Source organism: Kribbella alba (genome assembly GCF_039529635.1).
GTDB lineage: Bacteria > Actinomycetota > Actinomycetes > Propionibacteriales > Kribbellaceae > Kribbella > Kribbella alba.
Map to the genome: position 1 here is coordinate 199680 of NZ_BAAANE010000002.1, position 21202 is coordinate 220881.

Consider the following 21202-nt stretch of genomic DNA (forward strand, 5'->3'; position numbering starts at 1 on the left):
TCAGGTTCCCTGCCGGCGGACACCGGGCAGCCTCGCTGCTACCAGCGTGCCGCGCGACGGTGTCGTCTCGATCGTCAGCGTTCCGCCGGCCGACTCGACCCGGTCACGCATGTTGACCAGACCGGCGCCCGCATGCGCCGCCCCGAGATCGAACCCGGCACCGTCGTCCTGGACGAGCACCTCCAGGACGCCGGGACCGCCCCGCAGCTCCACGCGGATCGCCTTCGCCGAGGAGTGCTTGGCCGAGTTCTGCAGCGCCTCCAGTGCGCAGAAGTACGCCGCGGCCTCGACGCCGGCCGGGTATCGGCCCAGGTCAACCGCGACCAGTTCGGCCGTGAGAGGGCTCCGGGAGATCTCCGTCCGCAGCGCGCCCGCCAGCCCTTCGTCGACGAGCAAGCTCGGGTAGATGCCCCGCGAGAGGCTGGTGATCGTCTCGATGGTCACGGTGGCCGCCTTGCACTGCTCCGCGACCAGTCGATCCGCCCGTTCAGGCGACCGTTCGGCCAGGGTGTGGGCGAGCCTAAGATTCACTGCCAGCGCGACAAGATGCTGTTGGGCGCCGTCGTGGATGTCGCGCTCCAGCCGTCTCCGCTCGGCGTCCTGCGCGTCGACGAGTCGTTGCCGGGATATCCGCAGCTCCTCCGCCAAGGCGGACAGCTCCGCGAGGCGATGCACGAGTTCGGCCCGCAACCGGGCGCCTCGCAGTACGAGCCCGGCCTGATTCGCCAGGCCTGCGAAGAGCCGTACCTCGACGGGAGTGAGCGGCACGTTCTCGTGTTCCTGAACGGCCAGGACACCCAGCAGCTCCCCGCCCTGGCGCACCGGGAGCTCCCGCCGGCCGGGCAGATCGCCGAGTGCGGCCGATCTGTCGGCAGCCGGCGGCCAGGTTGCGGCGAGCCGCAACTGGCCGTCCACCATCAGCCACACCTGCGCTGCCTTCGCGCCCGTCCCCTCGGCCAGTACTTCGGCCATTCGAGCCGGCAGGTCATCTGTCGAGTGACTGCCGGTCACAGCTGGTGAGAATCGGCTCAAGACCTCGTACGGCGACCGCGAGCCTCCGTGCACCAGCCGCGACATGGTGACCGCGAGCCATGACTGCACCCGCCCGAAGGCCAGGGCGACCACCGCAGTGGCCAGCACCGAGAGTCCTGCGTGCGGCGACGACGTGTGGCCGATGAGCGCCCCGCCGCCCAGGACGATGAGGACGTAGACCAGCACCACGAACACCGCGAGCCCGCCCAACACCAGCAGAGCAGCGAGTTGTTCACGGCCGGTCCGCCGTCGCCCCCACAACCTCACGTCTGCAGTCTGCGCCCACCCACGCCGGTATGGGAGTGCCCGAACCCTCTGGGTGGGGTCAGCCGCACGATCGTCCGCTGATTGCACACGGCCAGCGCCCGGATGCCGTGCGCCCAGCCCGATGGGAGCGAGCAGCCGGAACGCCTTAGCTGGGATCACACCGCTCGACCGGGGGGTCGAACCCAGGCAAACCGAAACCAGGCACAGGGAGAATCACACATGTCTGCCACCACCAGCATGACCGGCAGCACCACCGCTCCGACCACAGCTGCGGCTCGGGCCGAGGGCGTCAGCAAGTTCTACGGCACCGGCGACGCAACCGTCGCCGCGCTCAAAGATGTTCACGTCAGCCTCGAGGCCGGCCAGTTCACCGCGATCATGGGCCCGTCCGGCTCGGGCAAGTCGACGCTGCTGCACATGCTCGCCGGCCTCGACCGGCCGTCGTCGGGCGAGGTCTACCTCGGGGACACCCAGATCAGCTCGCTCAACGACAAGGCGCTCACGCTGCTACGCCGGGATCAGATCGGGTTCATCTTCCAGTCGTTCAACCTGCTCCCGACGATGAGCGCAGCGGAGAACATCGTGCTGCCGATCCGCATCGCCGGCCGCAAACCGGACGAGCTCTGGGTCAACTCGATCGTCGACAAGCTCGGGCTCGCCGACCGGCTGACCCATCGCCCCACCGAACTGTCCGGTGGGCAACAGCAACGAGTGGCCGCGGCCCGCGCCCTGGCCTCGCGCCCACAGATCGTCTTCGCGGACGAGCCCACCGGCGCGCTCGACTCGGCATCGGGCACCGAGCTGCTCGGCTTCCTGCGCAAGGCGGTCAAGGAGCTCGGCCAGACGGTCGTCATGGTCACCCACGACCCGACGGCAGCCAGCTACGCCGACCGGGTCCTGTTCCTGGCCGATGGGCACGTCGTCGACGAGATGTTCGAGCCGACTGCCGACGCCGTTCTCGACTTCATGAAGCACCTAGGAGCCTGAGCCATGTTCACCGCAACTCTCCGCGGCATGCTCGCACACAAGGTGCGACTCGCCCTGACCGTAGCCTCGATCGCGCTCGGGGTCGCGTTCCTGGCCGGCACTCTTGTCCTGACCGACACCATGCACCTGGCTTTCGACCAGCTGTTCGGCAAGCTCTCCGCCGGCACCGACGCGGTCGTCCGCACCGAGGCCGCCTACAGCCAGTCCCAGGGCATCAGCACCAGCCGGGCGCCCATCCCCGCCTCCGTCCTCAATCAAGTACGCAAGGCCGACGGCGTCCGAACCGCCGAAGGCGCGGTGAGCGGCTACGCGCTGCTGACCGACAACGGCGGTAAGGCCGTGCTGACCAGCGGTGGAGCTCCCACCATGGGCTACAGCCTGCCGGCAGACCCGGCGCTGCGCGGCGACGTCAAGCTCCTCAGCGGCAGCGCGCCTTCGGGACCGCGTCAGGTGGCGATCGACGCCACCAGCGCCGAGGAACACCACATCGCGCTCGGCTCCAAGATCAAGGTGTTGTTCCGTGGCCCGACGCAGGAGTTCACTGTGGTCGGCACTGTCGGCTTCGGCGGGGAGAAGAACCTCGGCGGTACGACCGGGGCGTACTTCGACTCCGCCACCGCCCAGCAGGTGCTAGGAGCGCCGGGCTTCTTCGACGCGATCAACGCCAGCGCCGACGCCGGGGTGAAGCCGGCCGAGCTCGTGCAGCGGATCAACGCGGTCCTGCCCGACGGAGTGGAGGCAGTCACCGGCGCGACCGTGGTGAAGGAGTCCGCGGACGCGGTGAACGAGGACCTCAAGTTCGTCACCGTCCTGTTCATGATCTTCGCCGGGATCGCCTTGTTCGTCGGTTCCTTCATCATCTGGAACACGTTCACCATGACAATCACCCAGCGGTCCCGCGAGATCGCCCTGCTGCGGGCCATCGGCGCCACCCGGCGCCAGGTGAACCGGAGTCTGATCGTCGAGGCGCTGCTGCTCGGCGCCCTCGCCTCAGCGGTGGGTATCGGTCTGGGTCTGCTCGTCGCCAAGGGGCTCAAGGTGCTGATGGATCTGGTCGGCTTCAGCCTGCCCAGTACGTCGATGCAGGTGGAGCCCCGCACCATCTGGGTATCCCTCCTGGTCGGCACATTGGTCACCGTCGTGGCGGCCCTCGTCCCGGCGTACCGGGCCACCAAGGTGCTGCCGGTGGAGGCTCTGCGTGAGGCAGTGCCTGGCTCCGGAAACCCGACGAAGAAGCGCATCATCGCCGGTGGCATCGTGACCAGCCTCGGCCTGGCCGGGCTGTTCTCGACCCTGTACGGCGACCTGAGCATGAAGCTGTTCGGCCCCAGCCTGCTGGCCATCATCGTCGGCGTCCTGATGCTGCTGCCAGCTGCAGCCCGACCGCTCGCATCGCTGATCGGCGTACCGCTGCGACTGCGCGGCATGCCCGGCGAACTGGCCAGGCAGAACGCGATGCGCAACCCCCGCCGTACGTCGTCCACGGCTGCCGCCCTGATGGTCGGACTGACGCTGGTCGTCAGCATGGGCGTGTTCGCCTCCTCGCTGAAGGCCTCGTTCGGCGACGTCATCGCGGACTCGGTCAATGCCGAGCTGTTCGTGACTCCTTCGAGCACCCAGGGCCCAGGCTTCAGCCCCGAGGTCATCAACGTGGTCAAGGGGGTCCCCGGTGTCGGTGCGGTGGCTGCCAGCGGCTGGGGCGAGGCACGCTTCGACGGAGCGGACTCGAGCTACTCCGCCGTCGACCCGGCGACCGCGGCGGAAGGGCTGAACCTCCGGCTGTCAGCCGGCTCTGTCGCGGCACTCGGCACCAACGGAGTCGTGGTGGCGCAGTCCGCCGCTACCTCCCACGGGTGGAAGGTCGGCACCGTCATCCACAGCGAGTTCGCTGAGACGGGCAAGCACGACCTGCGCGTCGTCGGCATCTACAACAGCAAGGGCTGGATCGGCGACAACTTCATCATCAGCATCGCTGCCCAGACGGCCGCCTCCGGTCAGCAGCTGACCGCCTCTGGCCTGGTCAAGCTGGCACCGGGCGCTGACCGGTCGACGGTGCAACGGGCCATCACCGCGGCCCTGGCCAACCACCCCGACGCGAAGGTGCTCGACCGCAAGGGGTTCGAGAAGGAGGCCAGCGGCTTCATCGACAAGCTGCTCACCTTCGTCACGGTGATGCTGTTGCTGGCGGTCCTGATCGCTCTGCTGGGCATCGTCAACACCCTGGTGCTGTCGGTCTACGAGCGGACCCGTGAGCTGGGCCTGCTCCGAGCGGTCGGCATGACGCGGGCTCAGGTCAGGGCGATGGTGCGCTGGGAGTCCGTGGTGATCTCCCTGATCGGCGCGCTGGCCGGCGCGGCCCTCGGCATCGGCTTGGGTCTCGCACTCTCCCAGGCACTCGCTGACGAAGGCATCAAGGCCATCTCGATCCCGGGCGTGCAGGTGACGCTCTACGTGGTGCTGGCCGCAGTGGCCGGTGTGCTGGCGGCCATCGGGCCGGCCAGGTCTGCCGCCAAGGTCGACGTGTTGAAGGCGGTGGTCGCGGACTGACCTCCGCTCCGAATAAGTCCGAACGCAACACGGCCTTCGTCCGTAACCACCCGGTACGGACGGAGGCCGCTGTTGGTGTCAGCCATAGCGCGGGTCAGCGACCGGCTCCGGTCGCCAGACGATCGTGTAAGTCATGCTGGGTCTGAGTTGTCCATCTCCAGCATCGCGACCACTTCAGCGTGCGGGATCCAACGGCCACCCTTCGCCTTGATCGCTTCGGCCTCAGCGATGTCAGCCTCGTCCGCCGCCCGCTGGAGCTCTTGGAACTCTGCGAGCGGAACGATGACAGCGATCGTTGTGTCGTCGTCAGTCAGGTTGACCTGCTCGTGCCTGCGGCTGGCCTGAGTGACGAGTTCCTCCAGCTCGGCCGGGCCCTGCGCCAACGAGTAGCTTTCGCTCATGGGAAGACTGTAGCGACCGCACCCCCGAAAACCGGCAGATGCGGGGATCTGTGGATAACGCGGAGCGCCCCTCACCGGTAGGTGAGGGGCGCTCCGGCTCTGGTAGCCCCGACGGGATTCGAACCCGCGCTACCGCCTTGAGAGGGCGGCGTGCTAGGCCGCTACACAACGGGGCCAGAGGGTTGTTGCTCGGTCCTTGCGGACCAGGCAACGAGGATGAACTCTACCGATTTCCACCGGTGCGGTCCAATCGCTCGCTGGGGTACTAGGACTCGAACCTAGACTAACTGAACCAGAATCAGACGGGCTGCCAATTACCCCATACCCCAAGGCATTTCTCTGCGATTGTGAGTTTGTTTCCGCCCTCACAACCTGGCCCGCTGAGCCTACCCGAGCAAGGTGCCAGACACCAAAACGGGGTGCGGCTCACCGGCTGTCACTCCCGTCACACCAGCCTCGTCCCCGGACCCACACCGGGCCCCGGCGGAACCACCAGCGGCAGGTCGCAGGTCGTCTGCAACCGCTGCTTACGGGCCAGCAGCAACGCGACCGCCCCGAAGGCGGCGAACTTCGCCACATCGAGCGCCACCAGCGACCAGGGCGCGTCCTTGGCCCCAAGGCTGGCGCCGACGGAATTGGTCAACGCCGCGAACACGAAGGTCACCACGTTGTTCGCCGCGTGCGCCGCGATCGACGCCTCCAGCCCACCGGTCCGGATGACGAGGAACCCGGCCACGAGGCCGAACGCGAACCTGTCCAGGAACAACGCCGGGCTCTGCCACGGCCAGATCCCGTGCGCCATGGTGAACAGCACCGTGGTCGCCAGCACCGCGGCCAGCGGGCTGCGCACGAAAGTGCCGACGGCCTGCATCAGGTAGCCGCGGAAGAAGTACTCCTCCCCCGCGGCCTGGAACGTCGAGGTCAGCAAGGTCACCGCGATCACGGCCGCCGCGTCCTTAGCGACCCCGCCCCCCGAGCCGAGCACGTCCACACCGAACGCCTGGACGATCCCGATCATCACCAGCTCTAGCGCCAGCGCGGCCGCCGCGAACCACGCCAGCGCCCGCCAGCGGATCTTGCCGACCACAGACGAGAGCAACCCGGGCGTCTGGTGGTTCAGCCTCGTCGCGACCAGCATGCTCAGCGGGATCAGCACGATCAGCGACAGGTTCGTGGCGAGCAGCCCCAGCCACGAGACCGTCCCCTCGGGGTCCTTCCGGATCCCCATCTGGATCGTCAGGATCACCAAGCTCGCGAAGATCCACCCGGCGAAGATGGCGAACGCGCCGAGCACGACGGTCCACCCCTGCGTCACCGGGGTCCGCAGCAACCGGTGGTACGGCTGCGGACCGGCGTCGCGTACGTCGGCGGTGGACCCGGGGCGGGGCGTCGCGTCGTACGACATCTGGTCAGTCCGTCGACAGCGAGGCGCGGGCGCGCTCCAGCCTGCTGAGCGAGCGCTCCCGGCCGAGCAGTTCCAGCGACTCGAACAACGGCGGCGAGATCCGCCGCCCCGAGATCGCCACCCGGACCGGGCCGAACGCGTTCTTCGGCTTCAGCCCGAGCCCGTCGATCAGCGACTCACGCAGCGCGGCCTCGATCGCCTCGGTCTTCCACTCACTGAGCCCCTCGAGCGCCTTCGAGGTCGCCTCCAGTACGGCGGCGGCGTCCCCGGTCAGCACCTTCGCGGCCGAGTCGGGGTCGATCGAGAAAGCGGACTCGTCGACGAACAGGAAGCCGAGCATCTCGACCGACTCCGAGAGCGTGTTCATCCGCTCCTGCACCAGCGGCACCGCCGCCTGGAGGACGGAAAGCTGCTCCGCGGACGGCTCGGCCGGCAGCAGCCCGGCCTTGGCCAGGTAGGGGATCACGCGTTTGGCGAACTCGTCGGGAGCCAGCAGACGCATGTGCGACGCGTTGATCGCCTCGGCCTTCTTCGGGTCGAACCGGGCCGCGTTCGCATTCACCTTGCGGATGTCGAACGCCTTGATCATCTCGTCCATGGTGAAGACGTCACGGTCGTCCGCGATCGACCAGCCGAGCAGGGCCAGGTAGTTCAGCAGGCCCTCGGGCAGGAACCCGCGCTGCATGTACTCGTCGAGACCGGAGCTCGGGTCGCGCTTCGACAGCTTCTTGTTGCCCTCGCCCATCACGAACGGCAGGTGCCCGAACAGCGGCGTACGCCCATTGCCGACGCCGATCTCCGCCAGCGCCTCATACAGCGCGATCTGCCGGGGCGTCGAGGACAGCAGGTCCTCGCCACGCAGCACGTGGGTGATCTCCATCAGGGCGTCGTCCACCGGGTTCACCAGTGGGTAGAGCGGGTGACCGTTGGCTCGGACCAGCACGTAGTCGCCCAGGTTCTCGGGCAGGAACGTGATCTCCCCTCGGACCAGGTCGTTGAACCTGATGGGCCGGTCCGGCATTCGGAGGCGAACCACCGGCCGGCGGCCCTCGTCGACGTACGCCTGCACCTGCTCAGCGGTCAGCGCGCGGCAGTGGCCGTCGTACCCACTGTGCTGGCCGGCAGAGCGAGCGGCCTCGCGGCGCTGGTCGAGCTCTTCCTGCGAGCAGTAGCAGTAGTACGCCTTGCCCGCTGCCAGCAGCCTCTCGACCACGTCGCGGTAGATGTCGAGCCGCTCGGACTGCAGGTACGGACCGTACTCGCCGCCGACCTCGGGTCCCTCGTCCCAGTCGATGCCCAGCCAGTGCAGCGAATCGAGGGTGTACTGCAGCGCCTCGGGGCTGTTACGGGCGGTGTCGGTGTCCTCGATCCGGAGCACCAGCTTGCCACCGAAGTGGCGGGCGAATGCCCAGTTGAACAGGGCGCTCCGGATGTTGCCGACATGCATGTTGCCCGTCGGTGACGGTGGGAAGCGCACTCGCACCTGGCTCGGTTCCAAGGTGCCCAGGACGCTGACGGCACCGTCGTCGGTCGGGGCAGGCCTGTCAGTCACGCACGATCACCTTGTTCGTCAGAGTTCCGAGTCCTTCGATGCTGATCGCGACCTCGTCGCCGGGCAGCATCGGGCCGACTCCCGCGGGGGTGCCGGTGAGCACCACGTCGCCGGGCAGCAGCGTGGTGAAAGAGGTGATGTAGGCCAGCACCTCCGGGATGTCGAAGATGAACTGCGAGGTCCGTCCGTTCTGCTTCTCCTCGCCGTTCAGCGTCGTGGTGACCTGTACGTCGGAGACGTCCAGCTCGGTGCTGATCCACGGGCCCAGCGGGCAGAACGTGTCATACCCCTTAGCGCGTGCCCACTGACCGTCGGTCTTCTGCAGGTCCCGCGCGGTCACGTCGTTGGCGATCGTGTACCCGAAGATGACCTCCTGCACGCGTTCCTTCGGCAGATCGCGGCAGATCCGTCCGATCACGATCGCCAGCTCGCCCTCGAAGTGCAGGTCGTTGGTCTGCTCGGGGTAGACGATGCCGTCCCGCGGGCCGATCACCGAGGTGTTCGGCTTCAGGAAGATCAGCGGCTCCTTCGGCACCTCGTTGCCCAGCTCCTCCGCGTGCGCGAGGTAGTTCCGTCCGACGCAGACCACCTTGCTGCGCGGGATCACCGGAGCCAGCAGCCGGACGTCCGCCAGTTGCAGCTGCTCGCCGGTGAACTGGACGGGCCGGTACAACGGGTCCGAGTCGAGGACGGCGACTGTGCCGACGAGCCCCTCGGGGTCGTCGGTCTCGACGACGCCGTACTTCGGCTCGTCGTCCACGGAGAATCTGGCGATACGCACTTCAGGCCTTTGCTCAAGGTAGGGATGAACGGCCACGAGCCTACCGCCGCGCCGGAGTGAGACAGTTACATGGTGACGACTGACATCCGGCTCGCCCTGCCCGCCGAGTACGACGAGGTCGGCGAGCTGACCGCCGATGCCTACGCGAACGACGACTTCATCCCCGCGGGATCCGACTACGGGCAGACGCTGCGCTCGGCGGCGGACCGGGCGGCCAAGGCCGAGCTCTGGGTCGCGGCGAACGCCACGGAACTGCTCGGCACCGTCACCTACTGTGCGCCCGGCTCGGTCTATCGCGAGATCGGGCAGGACGACGAGGGCGAGTTCCGGATGCTCGGGGTCTCCCCGAAGGCGCGCGGCCTGGGCGTCGGGACGGCACTCAGCCGGCACTGCATCGACCGCTCGCGCGAGCTCGGCTTCAACCGGGTCGTGCTGTCCAGCGCCACCAATATGACCGCGGCCCACCGGATCTACGGGCGGCTCGGCTTCACCCGTCTCCCCGACCGCGACTGGTCCCCCCGTCCCGGCGTCGACCTGTTCGCCTTCTCCCTGGACCTGTGACCGTGATCGAAGCCCACCCTGGATCGGCAACCGTGGTCGAAGCCGATTCCCTGACGACCCTTCGACCCGCTGAGTGGGAGCCCTTGCAGGCTGCCCACGTTGCTCGCGTGGACCTGTTGCTTGCCGACCACCTGGACCGCCGTCGGCGCCGCGAACCACATCCGGTCGAGGACTTCCTCTTCACCTATTACCCGACCCGGCCCAACCAGCTCCGCGTCTGGCACCCCGGGCCCGGAATCCGGCTGCTCGGCGCCCCGCAGTACGAGGGAAAGCGCGGCTACCTGTACGCCGGGGGCGCGGCGCAGCTGGATCCGGACGAGATCGCGCGCCGGACCGAGTCGATCAGCTGGATCCGGGCGTTGCTGACGGCAACGGTCGGGCGTCCGGCACAGTTCGGCTGCTTCGGTCTGCACGAATGGGCGATGGTCTACCGGCAGCAGTCTGAGGAGGTCCGCCACTCGTGGCCGCTCCGGCTGGGAGCCGAGGGCACTGATCGGGTGGTCGAGTCGCACAAGATCGCCTGCTCCCACTTCGACGCCTTCCGGTTCTTCACCGAACCGGCTCGGCCATTGAACGTCCTGCAGCCCACCCGCGAGGCCCAGCCCGCGCTGGAACAGGGCGGTTGCCTCCACGCCAACATGGACCTCTACAAATGGGCCTCGAAGCTGATGCCGTTCACCCCCAGCTCCTTGGTGCTGGACTGCTTCGAGCTAGCGCGCGACATCCGGGCTCTCGACATGCGAGCGTCGCCGTACGACTTCGCGGACCTCGGCTACGACCCGATCCCGATCGAGACTGCTGCCGGCAAGGCGACGTACGCCGCAGCCCAGCGATCCTTCGCCGAAAGAGCGCGCCATCTCCGGGTACGCCTGGTGGACCTCTGCAACCAACTCCTTCCGCTCTGACCGCCGGCGCTCCAAGCGCTTGCATTCCCTGCCTGTACGGCGGCGCGGCGCGGCGACCGGCGGCTTGTTCAAGGTTGTCTATTAACCTTGAATAAGTGAGACTCGGAGTCATGGCGCGAGTGGAGTTGCATCGGTGGCCGGGGCATCCGGACGGATTCACCCGGGCTGAGCGGCTGGGCGGGTCGTACGAGTTGTACTTCCCGGACGGGTTGATCGGACGGCAGTTCGACCTGAGCGATGACGTGCTGGCGGCTTTGGAGGATGCGGCTGGAGATCTGGCCAGGCTTGATGCGACAGCCGCGGTGCTGACCAACAGTGAGGCGTTGGCGCGGTTGTTGTTGCGGGCCGAGGCTGTCGGGTCGTCGCAGATCGAGGGGCTGGTGGTGGGGGCGCGGCGGCTGTTGAAGGCCGAGGCGCTCAGGGACAACGCCCGCCATCACGACGTCACCGCGGAGGAAGTGCTCGGTGCGGTCGACGCGATGACCTGGGTGACCGAGTCTGTGCACGCCGGCGACAAGCTCGAGGTGGAGCATCTACTCGAGGCGCATCGGCGGCTGATGGCGCACTCGCCGGATCCGGAGTTCGGCGGCGAGGTGCGGCATCTGCAGAACTGGATCGGTGGCCGCTCCCCCGCCGAGGCGTACTATGTGCCGCCGCCGGCGCAGCTGGTCCCCGATCTGCTGGCGGATCTGATGGCGTTCGTGCGCGAGTCTGCCCTGCCGGTGCTGGCGAAAGCCGGGATCGCGCACGCGCAGTTCGAGACCATCCACCCCTTTGCCGATGGCAACGGTCGAACCGGCCGCGCGCTGATCCACCTGATCCTGCGGGCGGAGGGACTCGTCGAACGGACCGTCCCGCCGGTGTCGCTATCACTGGCCACGCACGCCACGCAGTACGTCGAAGCGCTGACGGCGTTCAGGTATACGGGCAAACCGACCAGTCCTCGTGCTCGCAGCGCGGCCAACGAGTGGCTCCTCATGTTTGCGACTGCCTGCACTCATGCAACGGCCGAGGCGGCTCGCTTCGAACGGACCGCCGCCGAGCTCAAGGCAACCTGGCGCGAACGGGCGACCCCGCTTCGAGCCGGTTCCGCGGTCGAACTGCTCATCGAGACCTTGCCTGCGGCTCCCGTGCTCACCCTCGCGGCCGCGGCCCGGCTGATCGGCAGATCACAGCAGGCCGCCAACCAGGCCCTCGCCCGGCTGGTCGAGGTCGGCGTGCTCCGCGAGATCACCGACGCCCGCAGGAACCGCGTCTACGAGGCGCCCGAGCTCATCGAGGCCTTCACCCTGCTCGAACGCCGCTTCGCCAGCCCGGCCGCGGATACCCGGATCGAGCCGCCTAGCAGACCGGTTCCGTCATTGCCGCGACCGACACACCGGTGAGTTGACTTCTACTCGATGCCCGAGGTTCAATTCGAACATACGTTCGAGCCGTGAATCAACGGGGAGTGTGAGGGACTGTGATGCCGGAGCCGTTCGACTGGGACATCCTGCAACGACCATCGGCGATGGCGATGGTGCGGGGTCAGCTCGGCTTCAGCTGGATGGTGTTGTCGGGGCGGCTCGCGGCGCTGACCGACGAGGAGTATTTCTGGCGGCCGAGCAGCGAGGCCCTGACCGTCGTACGCCGTCAGTACGCGGGACGGTTCAGGTCACTCGGCTCGGGTGAGTGGGTCGCCCAGTGGCCCGACGAGCCGGACCACCGGGGTCCACGGACGATCGCCTGGCTGATCGCCCACCTGACGGAGACCTTCTTCGAGCGCTGGGAGTGGACGTTCGGCGGGAAGCGGCAAGGGCGCGCGGACATCACCCTGCACGGCAACGCGAGCGACGCGGTGGCGTGGTTGGCGCACTGGGTCGACTCGTGGCAGGAGTCGATCGCGGCGCTCGACGAGGAGCAGGTGATGGCGGTCGGGCTGAGCCAGGCGACCGAGCTCGACGCGGCCGAGCCGTTCGGCCACGTGGTGCTCCGACTCAACCGGGAGCTCATCCACCACGGCTCCGAGATCATGACGCTGCAGGACCTCCATGCCCTGGCCGCCTGAGTCCCGAGCCCGGAGCGCAAGGTCAGGAGAAGGCTTTGGTGGCCAGGTCGTAGACCTGTTCGAAGGCGTTAGGCCGTCCGCAGACACAAGATGTGCGACCGCCGGGCCGAGCAGCTCGGCCTGGCCCCGATCTACGGCGAGACCCGCAACCCGTTCGGCTGGATGTCGGAGGTGATGGACCTGAAGAAGGAGAAGAACTTCTTCGAGACCCGCGTCATCGAGTACCAGTCCGGCGGCGGCCTCAGCTGGGACTGACGGACCCGGGAATGACCGGGCTCACCTGTGATCGACCGGTTTGGGACGGATCACCTCGCCGAGCGGTAGGTCGTCGAGGAAGACAAGCAACTCGGTGAGGGAGTCGTAGACCCGGGCGGCGCCGGCGGACTTGAGTTCGTCGGCGCCGAAACCGCCGGCCCGCAACGCCACACAGGGCACGTTGATTCGCTTCGCCGCCTCGCAGTCCCAGACCGAGTCGCCGATCATCACCGCGCGCCCGTCGTCGAATCCGTCGAGCGCGACCAGCAACAGTTGCGGATCGGGCTTCGTCGCCGGGGCGTCGTCGCCGCTGATCCAACGGTCCCCGATCTTCTCGAACCCGAGCATCTCCACGTAGTGCTCGACGTGCTCCCGGGCGCCTGAACTGGCCAGCACCAACCGATGACCGAGGTCCTTCACGGCGACCAGTACGTCGCGAGCTCCATCGAACGGCTCGACCTCCCCGAGCATCGGGTCGAACTCCTCCTTCCAGGCCGTCCGGACCTGGTCGCCGTACTGGGCCTCGACATGCTCGCCCGCCACGGCCGAGACCAGGCGGTCTCCACCCATGCCGATGGCCCGGTGGATCCGCCAGACCGGCACGGTCACGTCGTACCGACGGAAGGCGCGGAACCACGCGACGGCGTGGTGGTAGTTCGTGTCCACGAGCGTGCCGTCGATGTCGAAGAGAATCGTGTCGGTCATCTGAGCCAGGTACCCGATGGCCGCTGCTGGAATCGCGGTCCGGCGCAAGGGTGATGGCTCAGAGCCGGGCGTCGACCGCGGCCGGGGAGTAGACCTCGTCGACCACGAGGCGGGCCATACCCTGCAGGGCGGCACGTTCGGCGAGGCGGCCCGTCACGACTTCCAGGTGCCGGGTCGCCCGCGGCAGCGTCGCCTGATAGAGCACCTCGTGGACGCCGGTGACGAAGTGGTTGCCGGCCAGATCCCCCGCAATCATCAGCACCCCGGGGTTCAGCACGCTCACCACTGTCGCCAGCACCTCACCCACCCGCCGGCCGGCCTCACGCGCCAACCGCAAGGCGTCCGGCTGACCCGCCGCAAGCAACGCCCGTACGTCGGCGCCGGAGCGCGCGGTGACCCCCAGGTCGGTCAACGCGGCGGCGACTGCTCCACCACTCGCCACCGCGGCGAGACAGCCGAGCGAGCCGCACTGGCACTTCGCATCACCCGCATCCCGCACCCGGATGTGCCCGATATCCCCCGCTCCGCCGTCGATCCCGCGGAAGACCGAGTCGTCGATCACCACCCCGGCACCGATTCCTGTGGACACCTTCACCAGCACGAAGGCCGGACAGTCCGCAAATCCCGCCGCCTGCTCCCCCAGTGCCATCGCGTTCGCGTCGTTGTCCACCAGCACCGGCACGTCGAACCGCCGCCGCAGGTGATCCCGGATCGGGTACTCGTCCCAGCCCGGCATGATCGGCGGCCGGATCACCAGCCCGGTGTCGAACTCCACCGGCCCGGGCACCGACAACCCGATCCCGGCGACCTGGTCGACCGGCCGCCCGGCCTCCGCCAGCAGGGCACCGAACCAATCCCCCAGCGTGTCGAGCACCACCGAGGGCCCGTCCGCGACCACCAGCTCGCCCGACTTCTCCGCGACCAACGATCCGGCGAGGTCCAGCACAGCGGCACGGGCATGCCGGGTGTCCAGATCCGCGGTCAGCACGACGGCGTGGTCCGGGTCGAAGCGCAGTGCGGTCGGCGGCCGCCCACCGGTCGAGGCCGTCGAGCCGGCCTCACCCAACCAGCCACGGCGAAGCAACGGCTCGAGCCGCAGCCCAAGAGTTGAGCGGGACAGGCCGGTCAGCTGCTGCAACTCGCCCCGGGTCCCGGCCTGACCGCTCCGGACCAGTTGCAGCAGGTGACCCGCGGAAGTTGCCCCGTCAGCCCTTGTCTGCCCCACTCGTCAATCCCTCCGTCAGCAACCGCTCGGCGCCGTAGAACATGAGTACCACCGGCAGCGTCAGCACCACCGACCCAGCCATCAGCACAGTCTTCGGCACCTCGACCCCGTTCGCGAGCTGTTGCAGCCCGAGGGACACGGTCCAATGGTCCGGCTCCGCTGCCAGGAAGAGGAGCGCGAACAGAAACTCGTTCCACGCGATCATGAAAACGTACAGCCCGGTCGCCATCACCGACGGCGCCGCCAGCGGCAGCACGATCCGCCGTACGATCGACAGCCGGGACAGGCCGTCCAGCGCCGCGGCCTCCTCGACGCTGATCGGCACGGTGGTGAAGTAGCTGCGCAGCATGTAGATCGCCACCGGCACGGTCTGCGCGATGTAGACGATGACCAGCCCGACCAGGCTGCCCTGCAGCCCCGCCTTCGCGAACATCACGAACAGCGGTACGGCGAGCAGCGTCGCCGGGAACAGGTAGACCCCGAGGAAGAGCGCGCTGACCTTGCGCTGCCCGGTGAACCGCAACCGGCTGACCGCGTACGCGCCGGGGATCGCGACCAGCAGAGTCAGGATCACCGCGCCGATCGAGACCAGCGCCGAGTTCCGCAGCATCACCAGGAATCCTTGGCCGCCGTTCTCGACCGAGGTCAGCACGGACCGGTAGGAGTCGATGGTGAACTCGCTCGCGGTCACCCAGATCTGGCCCGGGTCCAGCAGCAGGTTGTCGATCGGCTTCACCGACAACAACAGCATGTAATAGAAGGGGAAGAGCGTCGCCACCACCAGGACGGCGATCACCACCCAGCGCATGATGCCGAAGAACTTCTCCTGGAACGCGGCCCTGCTCACGACTGCTCCTCCTGCACCCGACGGCCGAAGAACTTGAAGTAGAGGCCTAGCAGCACGATCAACACGACCGCGAGCACGACGGCCTGCGCCGACGCGAGCCCGACGTCGAACCGTGCCGTCAGGAAGCGATAGACCCGTACTGCGACCACGTCGGTGCCGGCGCCACCCCCGGTCAGCAGGTAGACGTCGTCGAACTTGTTGAACGTCATGATGAAGCGCAACACCGACAACAATGCGATCACCGGCAGCAACTGCGGCAGCAGGATGAACCTGAACCGCTGCCACGGTGTGGTCCCGTCCACTACCGCGGCCTCCTCGAGCACCGCCGGCACCGCCTGTAGCCGGGCCAGCAGGAAGAGGAACGCGAACGGGAAGTACCGCCAGGTCTCGAACGCGATCACGGTGAACAGCGCCATCGGGATCGGCACGCCCCAGACGTCATAGGAGCGCTGCGTCAGGAACGCGATCGGCCGGTCCCAGCCGAACACGTTCACGCCCCAGTGGTTCACCACCCCGAGGTCGGGACTGAGCAGGACCTGCCACACGAACGCGACGGCCACCACCGGAGCGACGTACGGCAGGAGCATCGCGCCACGGATCAGCGCGCGGCCGCGGAACGGCTTGCGCAGCGCGAGCGCGGCGATCAGGCCGACCGCGATCGAGCCGAGCGTCGAGCCGATCGTGTAGACGACCGTTGTCCACAGCGACGACCAGAAGCCGGGCGAGCTGAAGACCCGTTGGAAGTTGTGCAGAGTCCAGTTGCCCCACAGTCCCTGGCTCTGGATATCCACCAGCCGGACGTTCTGGAACGCCAGCACCACCGTCCAGAGGATCGGCAGCACCACGACGACCAGCACGATCACGAAGGTCGGTGAGACCAGCACCAGGCCGGCCCGGTTCTCCTGCCCGCGCAGGGTGTTCTTCCGCTGCGGCTTCTGAACCGGCGGCTCGGTGGCCGGCGGTCGTTCTGTCACGGTTGTCATTTCCGCCTCACCCGAGGGAATCCTGGATCGAGGTGACGTCGGCGGTCGCCTGCTGGGCGGCCTCGTCGGCTGTCACCTGTCCACTGGCCAGCGCGCTGATCGCCTTCGGCACCGGGAGTTCGCCGAGGGTCGCGCCGACCAGGGCACCCTGCCCCTCGGTGATACCCCAGCGCTGCATCTTGCCGAGCCCGTCCCGCAGTTCGTTGATCACGGGCGCGGAGTAGATGGACGCGAGCGGCTTGCGCGTGTCCACGCCGATGTCCGCCTTGTCCCAAGCCTTCTCGAACACGTCGGGCTCCGCGGCCGTGCCGCGGCGGACCGGGAACTTGCCTTCGGCAGCCATACCGAACCACTGCTCGTAGCCCTGATCCATCATGTACTCGATGAACTGCCGGGCGGCATCGGCTTTCGCCGTCTTGGTCACCGCCCAGCTGCCCACCTCGCCGAACTGCGCAGGCGCCTTGCCGTCCGGACCCTGGACCGCGGTGACCACGCCCGTGTTACGAGCCAGCCAGCCCTTGTCCTTCGCGCACTGCTCGCAGCTCGGCAATGCGTCCTCCCGCAGGCCCGCGAGCTCGTCCAGCAGGAACGAGGACCAGACGACCATCGCCGACTTGCCCGCGAAGTACGTCGCCCTGGTGGAGTCGACCGTCTGGGTGCCGGCCGCGGAGTACTTCGTGGCCAGGTCGCCGTAGAACCTGAACGTGTTTTGGCAAGCGGGGCTGTCGAGTGCGACCTTGCCGTCGGACCCGACCAGCTGGCAGCCGTTCGCGAGCGCGAGATGCTCGAAGCTCTGCTGAGTGAACGGGTCCGATGGATCGGTCGCCAGCGAGATCCCCTCGACTCCGCCCTTGTTCAGCGTCTGGGCCGCCTGCTGGATCGCGTCGTACGTCGTCGGCTCGGCCAACCCGGCCGCAGCGAACAGGTCCTTGCGGTAGAACAGCAACTGCGTCCAGCCGTCCGACGGTACTGCGAGCTGCTGGTCGCCGTTGCGGGTCAATTGGAGCGCCTGCGCATTGAACGTGTTCTCACCGAGATCGCCGACCACCTGCTTCGCGACATCCGGGTTGAGCAGGCCGTTGCTGGACATCTGCTGAACCGCGGCGAGCGGGACCGCGCCGATCACGTCGGGCAGCTTGCCGGCAGCCGCGGCGGCCATCACCAGCTGCGGCAGCTGCGGCTCGTCGACACCGACCAGCTTGACCTGGATGCCGGTGTCAGCGGTGAACTTCTGCAGGATCGCGCGGGTGGTCTCCAGTCGGCCGGAGACGTTCTCGAGCGACCACACCGTGATGCTGCGCTGGTCTGCGGCACCGGAGTCGTTGCCGCAGGACACGGCCAGACCGGAGATCACCAGGAGAGAGCTCAGTGTCGCGAGCGCCCTGATCCACCGGGAGCGTGACATACATCCTCCTCATCAGGCTTACATCACGCATAACATCAGGACTATTGTATTTTGACAAGACCTAAGTTCACCGTTCGTGGAGGTTCCCGTGGCTCGCGTCGTCCAATTCACCGCGCCCCGCCAGGCAGAGGTGGTGGAGTTCAAGCCCGAGGAGGTACCGCCCGGGCACATCAGAGTGAAGACGGCGTACTCCGGCATCTCTGCCGGCACCGAGCTGACCGCCTACCGCGGCACGAACCCGTACCTGACCAGGACCTGGGATCCCGACGCGCGGCTGTTCCGCGACTCCAGCGCCGGGGTCTCCTTCCCCGTCGTCGGCTGGGGCTACTCCGAGACCGGCGAGGTGACCGAACTCGGCGACGGCGTCGAGGGCTTGTCGGTCGGCGACCAGGTCTGGGGCATCTGGGGCCACCGCAGCGAAGCGATCGTCCCGGCCGAGAAGCTCATCGGCCACCAGCTCCCCGCCGGCGTGGATCTGGCCGCGGCGGCCTTCGCCCGGGTCGGCGCGATCGCGTTCAACGCGGTCCTGTCCGCTCGGATCAACCTCGGCGAACTGGTCGCGATCTTCGGCCAGGGCGTGATCGGGCTGCTCGCCACCCGGCTCGCCACCTTGAGCGGAGCCCGGGTGGTCACGGTCGACGCGGTCGAGTCGCGGCGCAAAGAGTCCCTCCGCTTTGGCGCAGTCGAATCCTTCGCACCCGGTACTGCGGCTGAGGCGATCCGTGGCCTGGGCAGAGCCGACACGGCGATCGAGCTCAGTGGCGTGTACGCCGCGCTGCACGAGGCGATCCGTTCCGTGGGGGTATCCGGCCGGGTGGTTGCCTCGGGCTTCTACCAGGGCGAGGGCGACGGCCTCCGGCTCGGCGAGGAGTTCCACCACAACCGGGTCGAGCTGGTCAGCTCGCAGATCGGCGGAGTACCGCCCGAGCTGGCCGGCCGGTGGTCGGTCGACCGCCTCCAGACCACCTTCCTCAGCCTCGTCGGCAAGGGCGCCGTCGACGTCGAACCACTGATCAGTCACCGCGTCCCGATCGAGGATGCGGCCGACGCCTACACCCTGCTCGACACGCGTCCTGGTGACGCCCTGCAGATCCTGCTGGAGTTCTGATGCCTGCTGGAATTTCGATGAAGATCGCATGCCAGGAGCAACTGTTGCCAGGGGGAACGTTGCAGCAGAAGTGGGACTTCGCCGTCGCGGCCGGCTACGACGCGATCGAGCTGCGCGGCAAGGGCGATCTCTCGTTCCGCGACCGACTGCCCGAGCTCCGCAAGGCCCAGGCGGACGGCGTGGTGATGCCGACCGTCTGTGTGGACATGCTGCACTTCTTCGGGGCGTTCGACCCTGACCAGCGCGCGGATGCCCTGGAGCAGCTGAAGTCCCAGCTCTCGGTGATCGCCGAGCTCGGCGGACTCGGCGCGCAGACGCCCGCGTCGTACGGGATGTTCTCCAGGCGGCTGCCTCCCTTCGAGCCGCCGCGCGACGAGGCGGGCGATCGCGAGGTGCTGCTGGACGGGCTCCGTCAGCTCGGTGAGCACGCGGCGTCCGAAGGGGTCGAGCTGTTCCTGGAGCCGCTCAACCGCTACGAGGACCACATGGTCAACCGGCTCGAGCAGGCCGCTGACCTGATTCGCGAGGTCGGACTGGACTCGGTCCGGATCGGCATCGACAGCTATCACATGAACATCGAGCAGGCCGATCCGCCCGGCTCGATCGTTGCCGCCGCCCCCTACATCGGTCACGTCCAGTTGAGCGACTCGAACCGGTTGCAGCCGGGCGCCGGGCACCTCGACTGGGCCGCGTTCCTCGGTGCGCTCGACGCGATCGGCTACGACCGGTACCTCGCGGTCGAGTGCCGGCTCAGTGGAGATCCGGTCGAGGCCGTTCGCTCGATCCCCTCCGTCGTCCGGCGGTATGTGTGACGGCATCGATCAGGCAACAGGCCGCCCGGGTCCTGCTCGGCAACTGGACCGGGCACTCGACCGTGCCGTCGCATTCGCTCTACCCGCATCAGTGGAGCTGGGACTCGGCGTTCATCGCGATCGGCCTGCGGCACCTGTCCCCGCGCCGCGCCCAGGTGGAGTTGGAGTCGTTGCTCGGCTCCCAGTGGGCCGACGGGCGGATCCCGCACATCAGCTTCTCCCCTGCCGTCGCCCGCGACGCCTACTTCCCCGGCCCCGACTTCTGGCAGGCCGTCACTCAGGGCGGCGTGGAGACCTCGGGCATCATCCAGCCGCCAGTGCACGCACTCGCCGCCTGGCTCACCCACCTCGCCGACTCCGACGAGTCGGTACGCCGGAACTTCCTGGCCCGGGTCTACCCGAAACTGGTCGCCTGGCACGCCTATCTCCGCGACCGCAGGGATCTGGGTGGACGCGGGCTGGTCGCGATCGTGCACCCGTGGGAGTCCGGGATGGACAACAGCCCGGCGTGGGATGCCGCGCTGGCACGGGTCGAGCCGGCGCCGCTGGAGTCCTTCACCCGGCGCGACACCGACCACGCGAGCGACTCCGACCGTCCGACCGACCTGGACTACGGGCGCTACGTCCAGCTCGCCGCGACCTACCGCGACCACGGCTACGACGACGGCCGGACGCCCTTCGCCTTCGCGCTGGAAGATCCGTGCTTCAACGCGTTGCTGATCGCCTCGGAACACGCGCTCGCCGAGATCGCTTCGGCGCTTTCGCTCGACCCGGTCCCGCACCTGAAGGCTGCTGCCGCGCTGACCTCATCCCTGAGCACCCTGTTCGCCGACGGCATCTTCGAAGCCCGCGACCTGGAGAGCGAACGATTGGTTGCTGCTGGCACCATCTCCGGGCTGGTACCGCTGATCGTGCCTGGCCTGGTGGAGGCCGAGGAGCTCTTGGCGACTGCGTGTGGGCCGCGGTTCCGGTTCGGTGAAGTGCGGATGGTGCCGAGCTACGACCTGACCGGGCCCGCGTTCGAGCCCGGCCGATACTGGCGTGGGCCCAGCTGGTTCAACACCGCCTGGCTGATCCACCGCGGTCTGGTAGGCCTCGGCCGTACGGATCTCGCCGCGACGCTGCGTACCGACGTACTGGAACTGGCCGCGACCACAGGATTCGCCGAGTACGTGGATCCCCACACCGGCGAGCCCCGCGGCGCCCGCGACTTCAGCTGGACAGCGGCGCTCGCCCTCGACCTCGAGCAGCCCTGACCGCCGCCGCGCCCGCCGCGCCGGCCGCGCCGGCCGCTGACGCGCTGCCCGCTACCCGTTGCGTCCGAAGACCCGCGGGTCCTGCCCCGCACCCCTTCGGACACAAGGACGCCAGCGCGAC

20 protein-coding genes and 2 tRNA genes are annotated in these 21202 nt (G+C 68.2%); 10 read left to right on the forward strand and 12 right to left on the reverse strand.

Annotated elements, in window-relative coordinates:
• Complete coding sequence (locus ABD210_RS02930; protein WP_344108358.1) at nt 1-1299, reverse strand: GAF domain-containing sensor histidine kinase; 1299 nt, start codon at nt 1297-1299, stop codon at nt 1-3.
• 219 nt (nt 1300-1518) lie between these two features.
• On the opposite strand from ABD210_RS02930, the gene ABD210_RS02935 reads away from it, so the two are divergent.
• On the forward strand, nt 1519-2286 hold the full coding sequence (locus tag ABD210_RS02935; protein ID WP_344108361.1) for an ABC transporter ATP-binding protein: 768 nt from the start codon (nt 1519-1521) through the stop codon (nt 2284-2286).
• A 3-nt stretch (nt 2287-2289) separates the two neighbouring features.
• Nucleotides 2290-4833 carry an ABC transporter permease gene (locus tag ABD210_RS02940; RefSeq protein ID WP_344108363.1) on the forward strand — a complete coding sequence of 848 codons (2544 nt, stop codon included), beginning with the start codon at nt 2290-2292 and terminating at the stop codon, nt 4831-4833.
• A 131-nt stretch (nt 4834-4964) separates the two neighbouring features.
• On the opposite strand, the gene ABD210_RS02945 is transcribed toward ABD210_RS02940, so the two are convergent.
• The 6 genes from ABD210_RS02945 to ABD210_RS02970 all read right to left on the reverse strand — a co-directional run bounded on the left by ABD210_RS02945 (nt 4965) and on the right by ABD210_RS02970 (nt 8972).
• Nucleotides 4965-5234 carry a hypothetical protein gene (locus tag ABD210_RS02945; RefSeq protein ID WP_344108365.1) on the reverse strand — a complete coding sequence of 90 codons (270 nt, stop codon included), beginning with the start codon at nt 5232-5234 and terminating at the stop codon, nt 4965-4967.
• A 100-nt stretch (nt 5235-5334) separates the two neighbouring features.
• Nucleotides 5335-5410: transfer RNA gene (locus tag ABD210_RS02950), tRNA-Glu, on the reverse strand.
• Nucleotides 5411-5491: 81 nt separating this feature from the next.
• Nucleotides 5492-5563 (reverse strand) — tRNA-Gln (locus tag ABD210_RS02955).
• A 116-nt stretch (nt 5564-5679) separates the two neighbouring features.
• Entirely contained in the window at nt 5680-6639 is a 960-nt protein-coding gene (locus ABD210_RS02960; protein WP_344108367.1) for a CPBP family intramembrane glutamic endopeptidase, read from the reverse strand.
• A gap of 4 nt (nt 6640-6643) precedes the next feature.
• Nucleotides 6644-8191, reverse strand: coding sequence for a glutamate--tRNA ligase (gltX, locus tag ABD210_RS02965; RefSeq protein WP_344108370.1), 1548 nt, complete (start codon nt 8189-8191; stop codon nt 6644-6646).
• Nucleotides 8184-8972 carry a fumarylacetoacetate hydrolase family protein gene (locus tag ABD210_RS02970; RefSeq protein ID WP_344108373.1) on the reverse strand — a complete coding sequence of 263 codons (789 nt, stop codon included), beginning with the start codon at nt 8970-8972 and terminating at the stop codon, nt 8184-8186. Before ABD210_RS02970 ends, gltX begins: the two co-directional genes overlap by 8 nt.
• Before the next feature lie 69 nt (nt 8973-9041).
• Between ABD210_RS02970 and ABD210_RS02975 the strand changes: the two genes are divergently transcribed.
• The 5 genes from ABD210_RS02975 (at nt 9042) to ABD210_RS02995 (ending at nt 12740) form a co-directional block, all read left to right on the forward strand.
• Complete coding sequence (locus ABD210_RS02975) at nt 9042-9533, forward strand: GNAT family N-acetyltransferase (protein WP_344108375.1); 492 nt, start codon at nt 9042-9044, stop codon at nt 9531-9533.
• Nucleotides 9534-9640: 107 nt separating this feature from the next.
• Nucleotides 9641-10438 carry a 3-methyladenine DNA glycosylase gene (locus ABD210_RS02980; protein WP_344108377.1) on the forward strand — a complete coding sequence of 266 codons (798 nt, stop codon included), beginning with the start codon at nt 9641-9643 and terminating at the stop codon, nt 10436-10438.
• Nucleotides 10439-10533: 95 nt separating this feature from the next.
• Nucleotides 10534-11823, forward strand: coding sequence for a Fic family protein (locus ABD210_RS02985; protein ID WP_344108379.1), 1290 nt, complete (start codon nt 10534-10536; stop codon nt 11821-11823).
• Nucleotides 11824-11903: 80 nt separating this feature from the next.
• Nucleotides 11904-12485 (forward strand): DinB family protein, encoded by a 582-nt coding sequence (locus ABD210_RS02990; RefSeq protein ID WP_344108381.1) that lies wholly within the window; start codon nt 11904-11906, stop codon nt 12483-12485.
• A 90-nt stretch (nt 12486-12575) separates the two neighbouring features.
• Entirely contained in the window at nt 12576-12740 is a 165-nt protein-coding gene (locus ABD210_RS02995; RefSeq protein ID WP_425552612.1) for a hypothetical protein, read from the forward strand.
• 21 nt (nt 12741-12761) lie between these two features.
• Here the strand turns inward: ABD210_RS02995 and ABD210_RS03000 are convergent, their stop codons facing one another.
• Genes ABD210_RS03000 through ABD210_RS03020 form a run of 5 tightly spaced genes read right to left on the reverse strand, consistent with a single transcriptional unit; the run spans nt 12762 to nt 17905 of the window.
• A complete protein-coding gene (locus tag ABD210_RS03000; protein WP_344108383.1) occupies nt 12762-13445 on the reverse strand; it encodes an HAD family hydrolase in 684 nt (227 codons plus the stop codon).
• A gap of 58 nt (nt 13446-13503) precedes the next feature.
• Nucleotides 13504-14670 (reverse strand): ROK family protein, encoded by a 1167-nt coding sequence (locus ABD210_RS03005; RefSeq protein ID WP_344108385.1) that lies wholly within the window; start codon nt 14668-14670, stop codon nt 13504-13506.
• On the reverse strand, nt 14651-15517 hold the full coding sequence (locus ABD210_RS03010; RefSeq protein ID WP_344108387.1) for a carbohydrate ABC transporter permease: 867 nt from the start codon (nt 15515-15517) through the stop codon (nt 14651-14653). Before ABD210_RS03010 ends, ABD210_RS03005 begins: the two co-directional genes overlap by 20 nt.
• Nucleotides 15514-16500 (reverse strand): carbohydrate ABC transporter permease, encoded by a 987-nt coding sequence (locus tag ABD210_RS03015; RefSeq protein WP_344108389.1) that lies wholly within the window; start codon nt 16498-16500, stop codon nt 15514-15516. The genes ABD210_RS03010 and ABD210_RS03015 overlap by 4 nt, the downstream gene beginning before the upstream one ends.
• A gap of 7 nt (nt 16501-16507) precedes the next feature.
• Entirely contained in the window at nt 16508-17905 is a 1398-nt protein-coding gene (locus tag ABD210_RS03020) for an ABC transporter substrate-binding protein (RefSeq protein WP_344108391.1), read from the reverse strand.
• An 88-nt stretch (nt 17906-17993) separates the two neighbouring features.
• Between ABD210_RS03020 and ABD210_RS03025 the strand changes: the two genes are divergently transcribed.
• The 3 genes from ABD210_RS03025 to ABD210_RS03035 are packed head-to-tail and all read left to right on the forward strand — an operon-like array spanning nt 17994 to nt 21081.
• The gene (locus ABD210_RS03025; protein WP_344108393.1) at nt 17994-19013 is read left to right on the forward strand and encodes a zinc-binding dehydrogenase; all 1020 of its coding nucleotides are present in this window, start codon (nt 17994-17996) and stop codon (nt 19011-19013) included.
• Nucleotides 19013-19825: a sugar phosphate isomerase/epimerase family protein gene (locus ABD210_RS03030; RefSeq protein ID WP_344108395.1), complete on the forward strand. Its 813-nt coding sequence runs from the start codon at nt 19013-19015 to the stop codon at nt 19823-19825. The genes ABD210_RS03025 and ABD210_RS03030 overlap by 1 nt, the downstream gene beginning before the upstream one ends.
• Complete coding sequence (locus ABD210_RS03035) at nt 19822-21081, forward strand: MGH1-like glycoside hydrolase domain-containing protein (protein ID WP_344108397.1); 1260 nt, start codon at nt 19822-19824, stop codon at nt 21079-21081. Before ABD210_RS03030 ends, ABD210_RS03035 begins: the two co-directional genes overlap by 4 nt.
• The last annotated feature ends 121 nt before the right edge of the window (nt 21082-21202 follow it).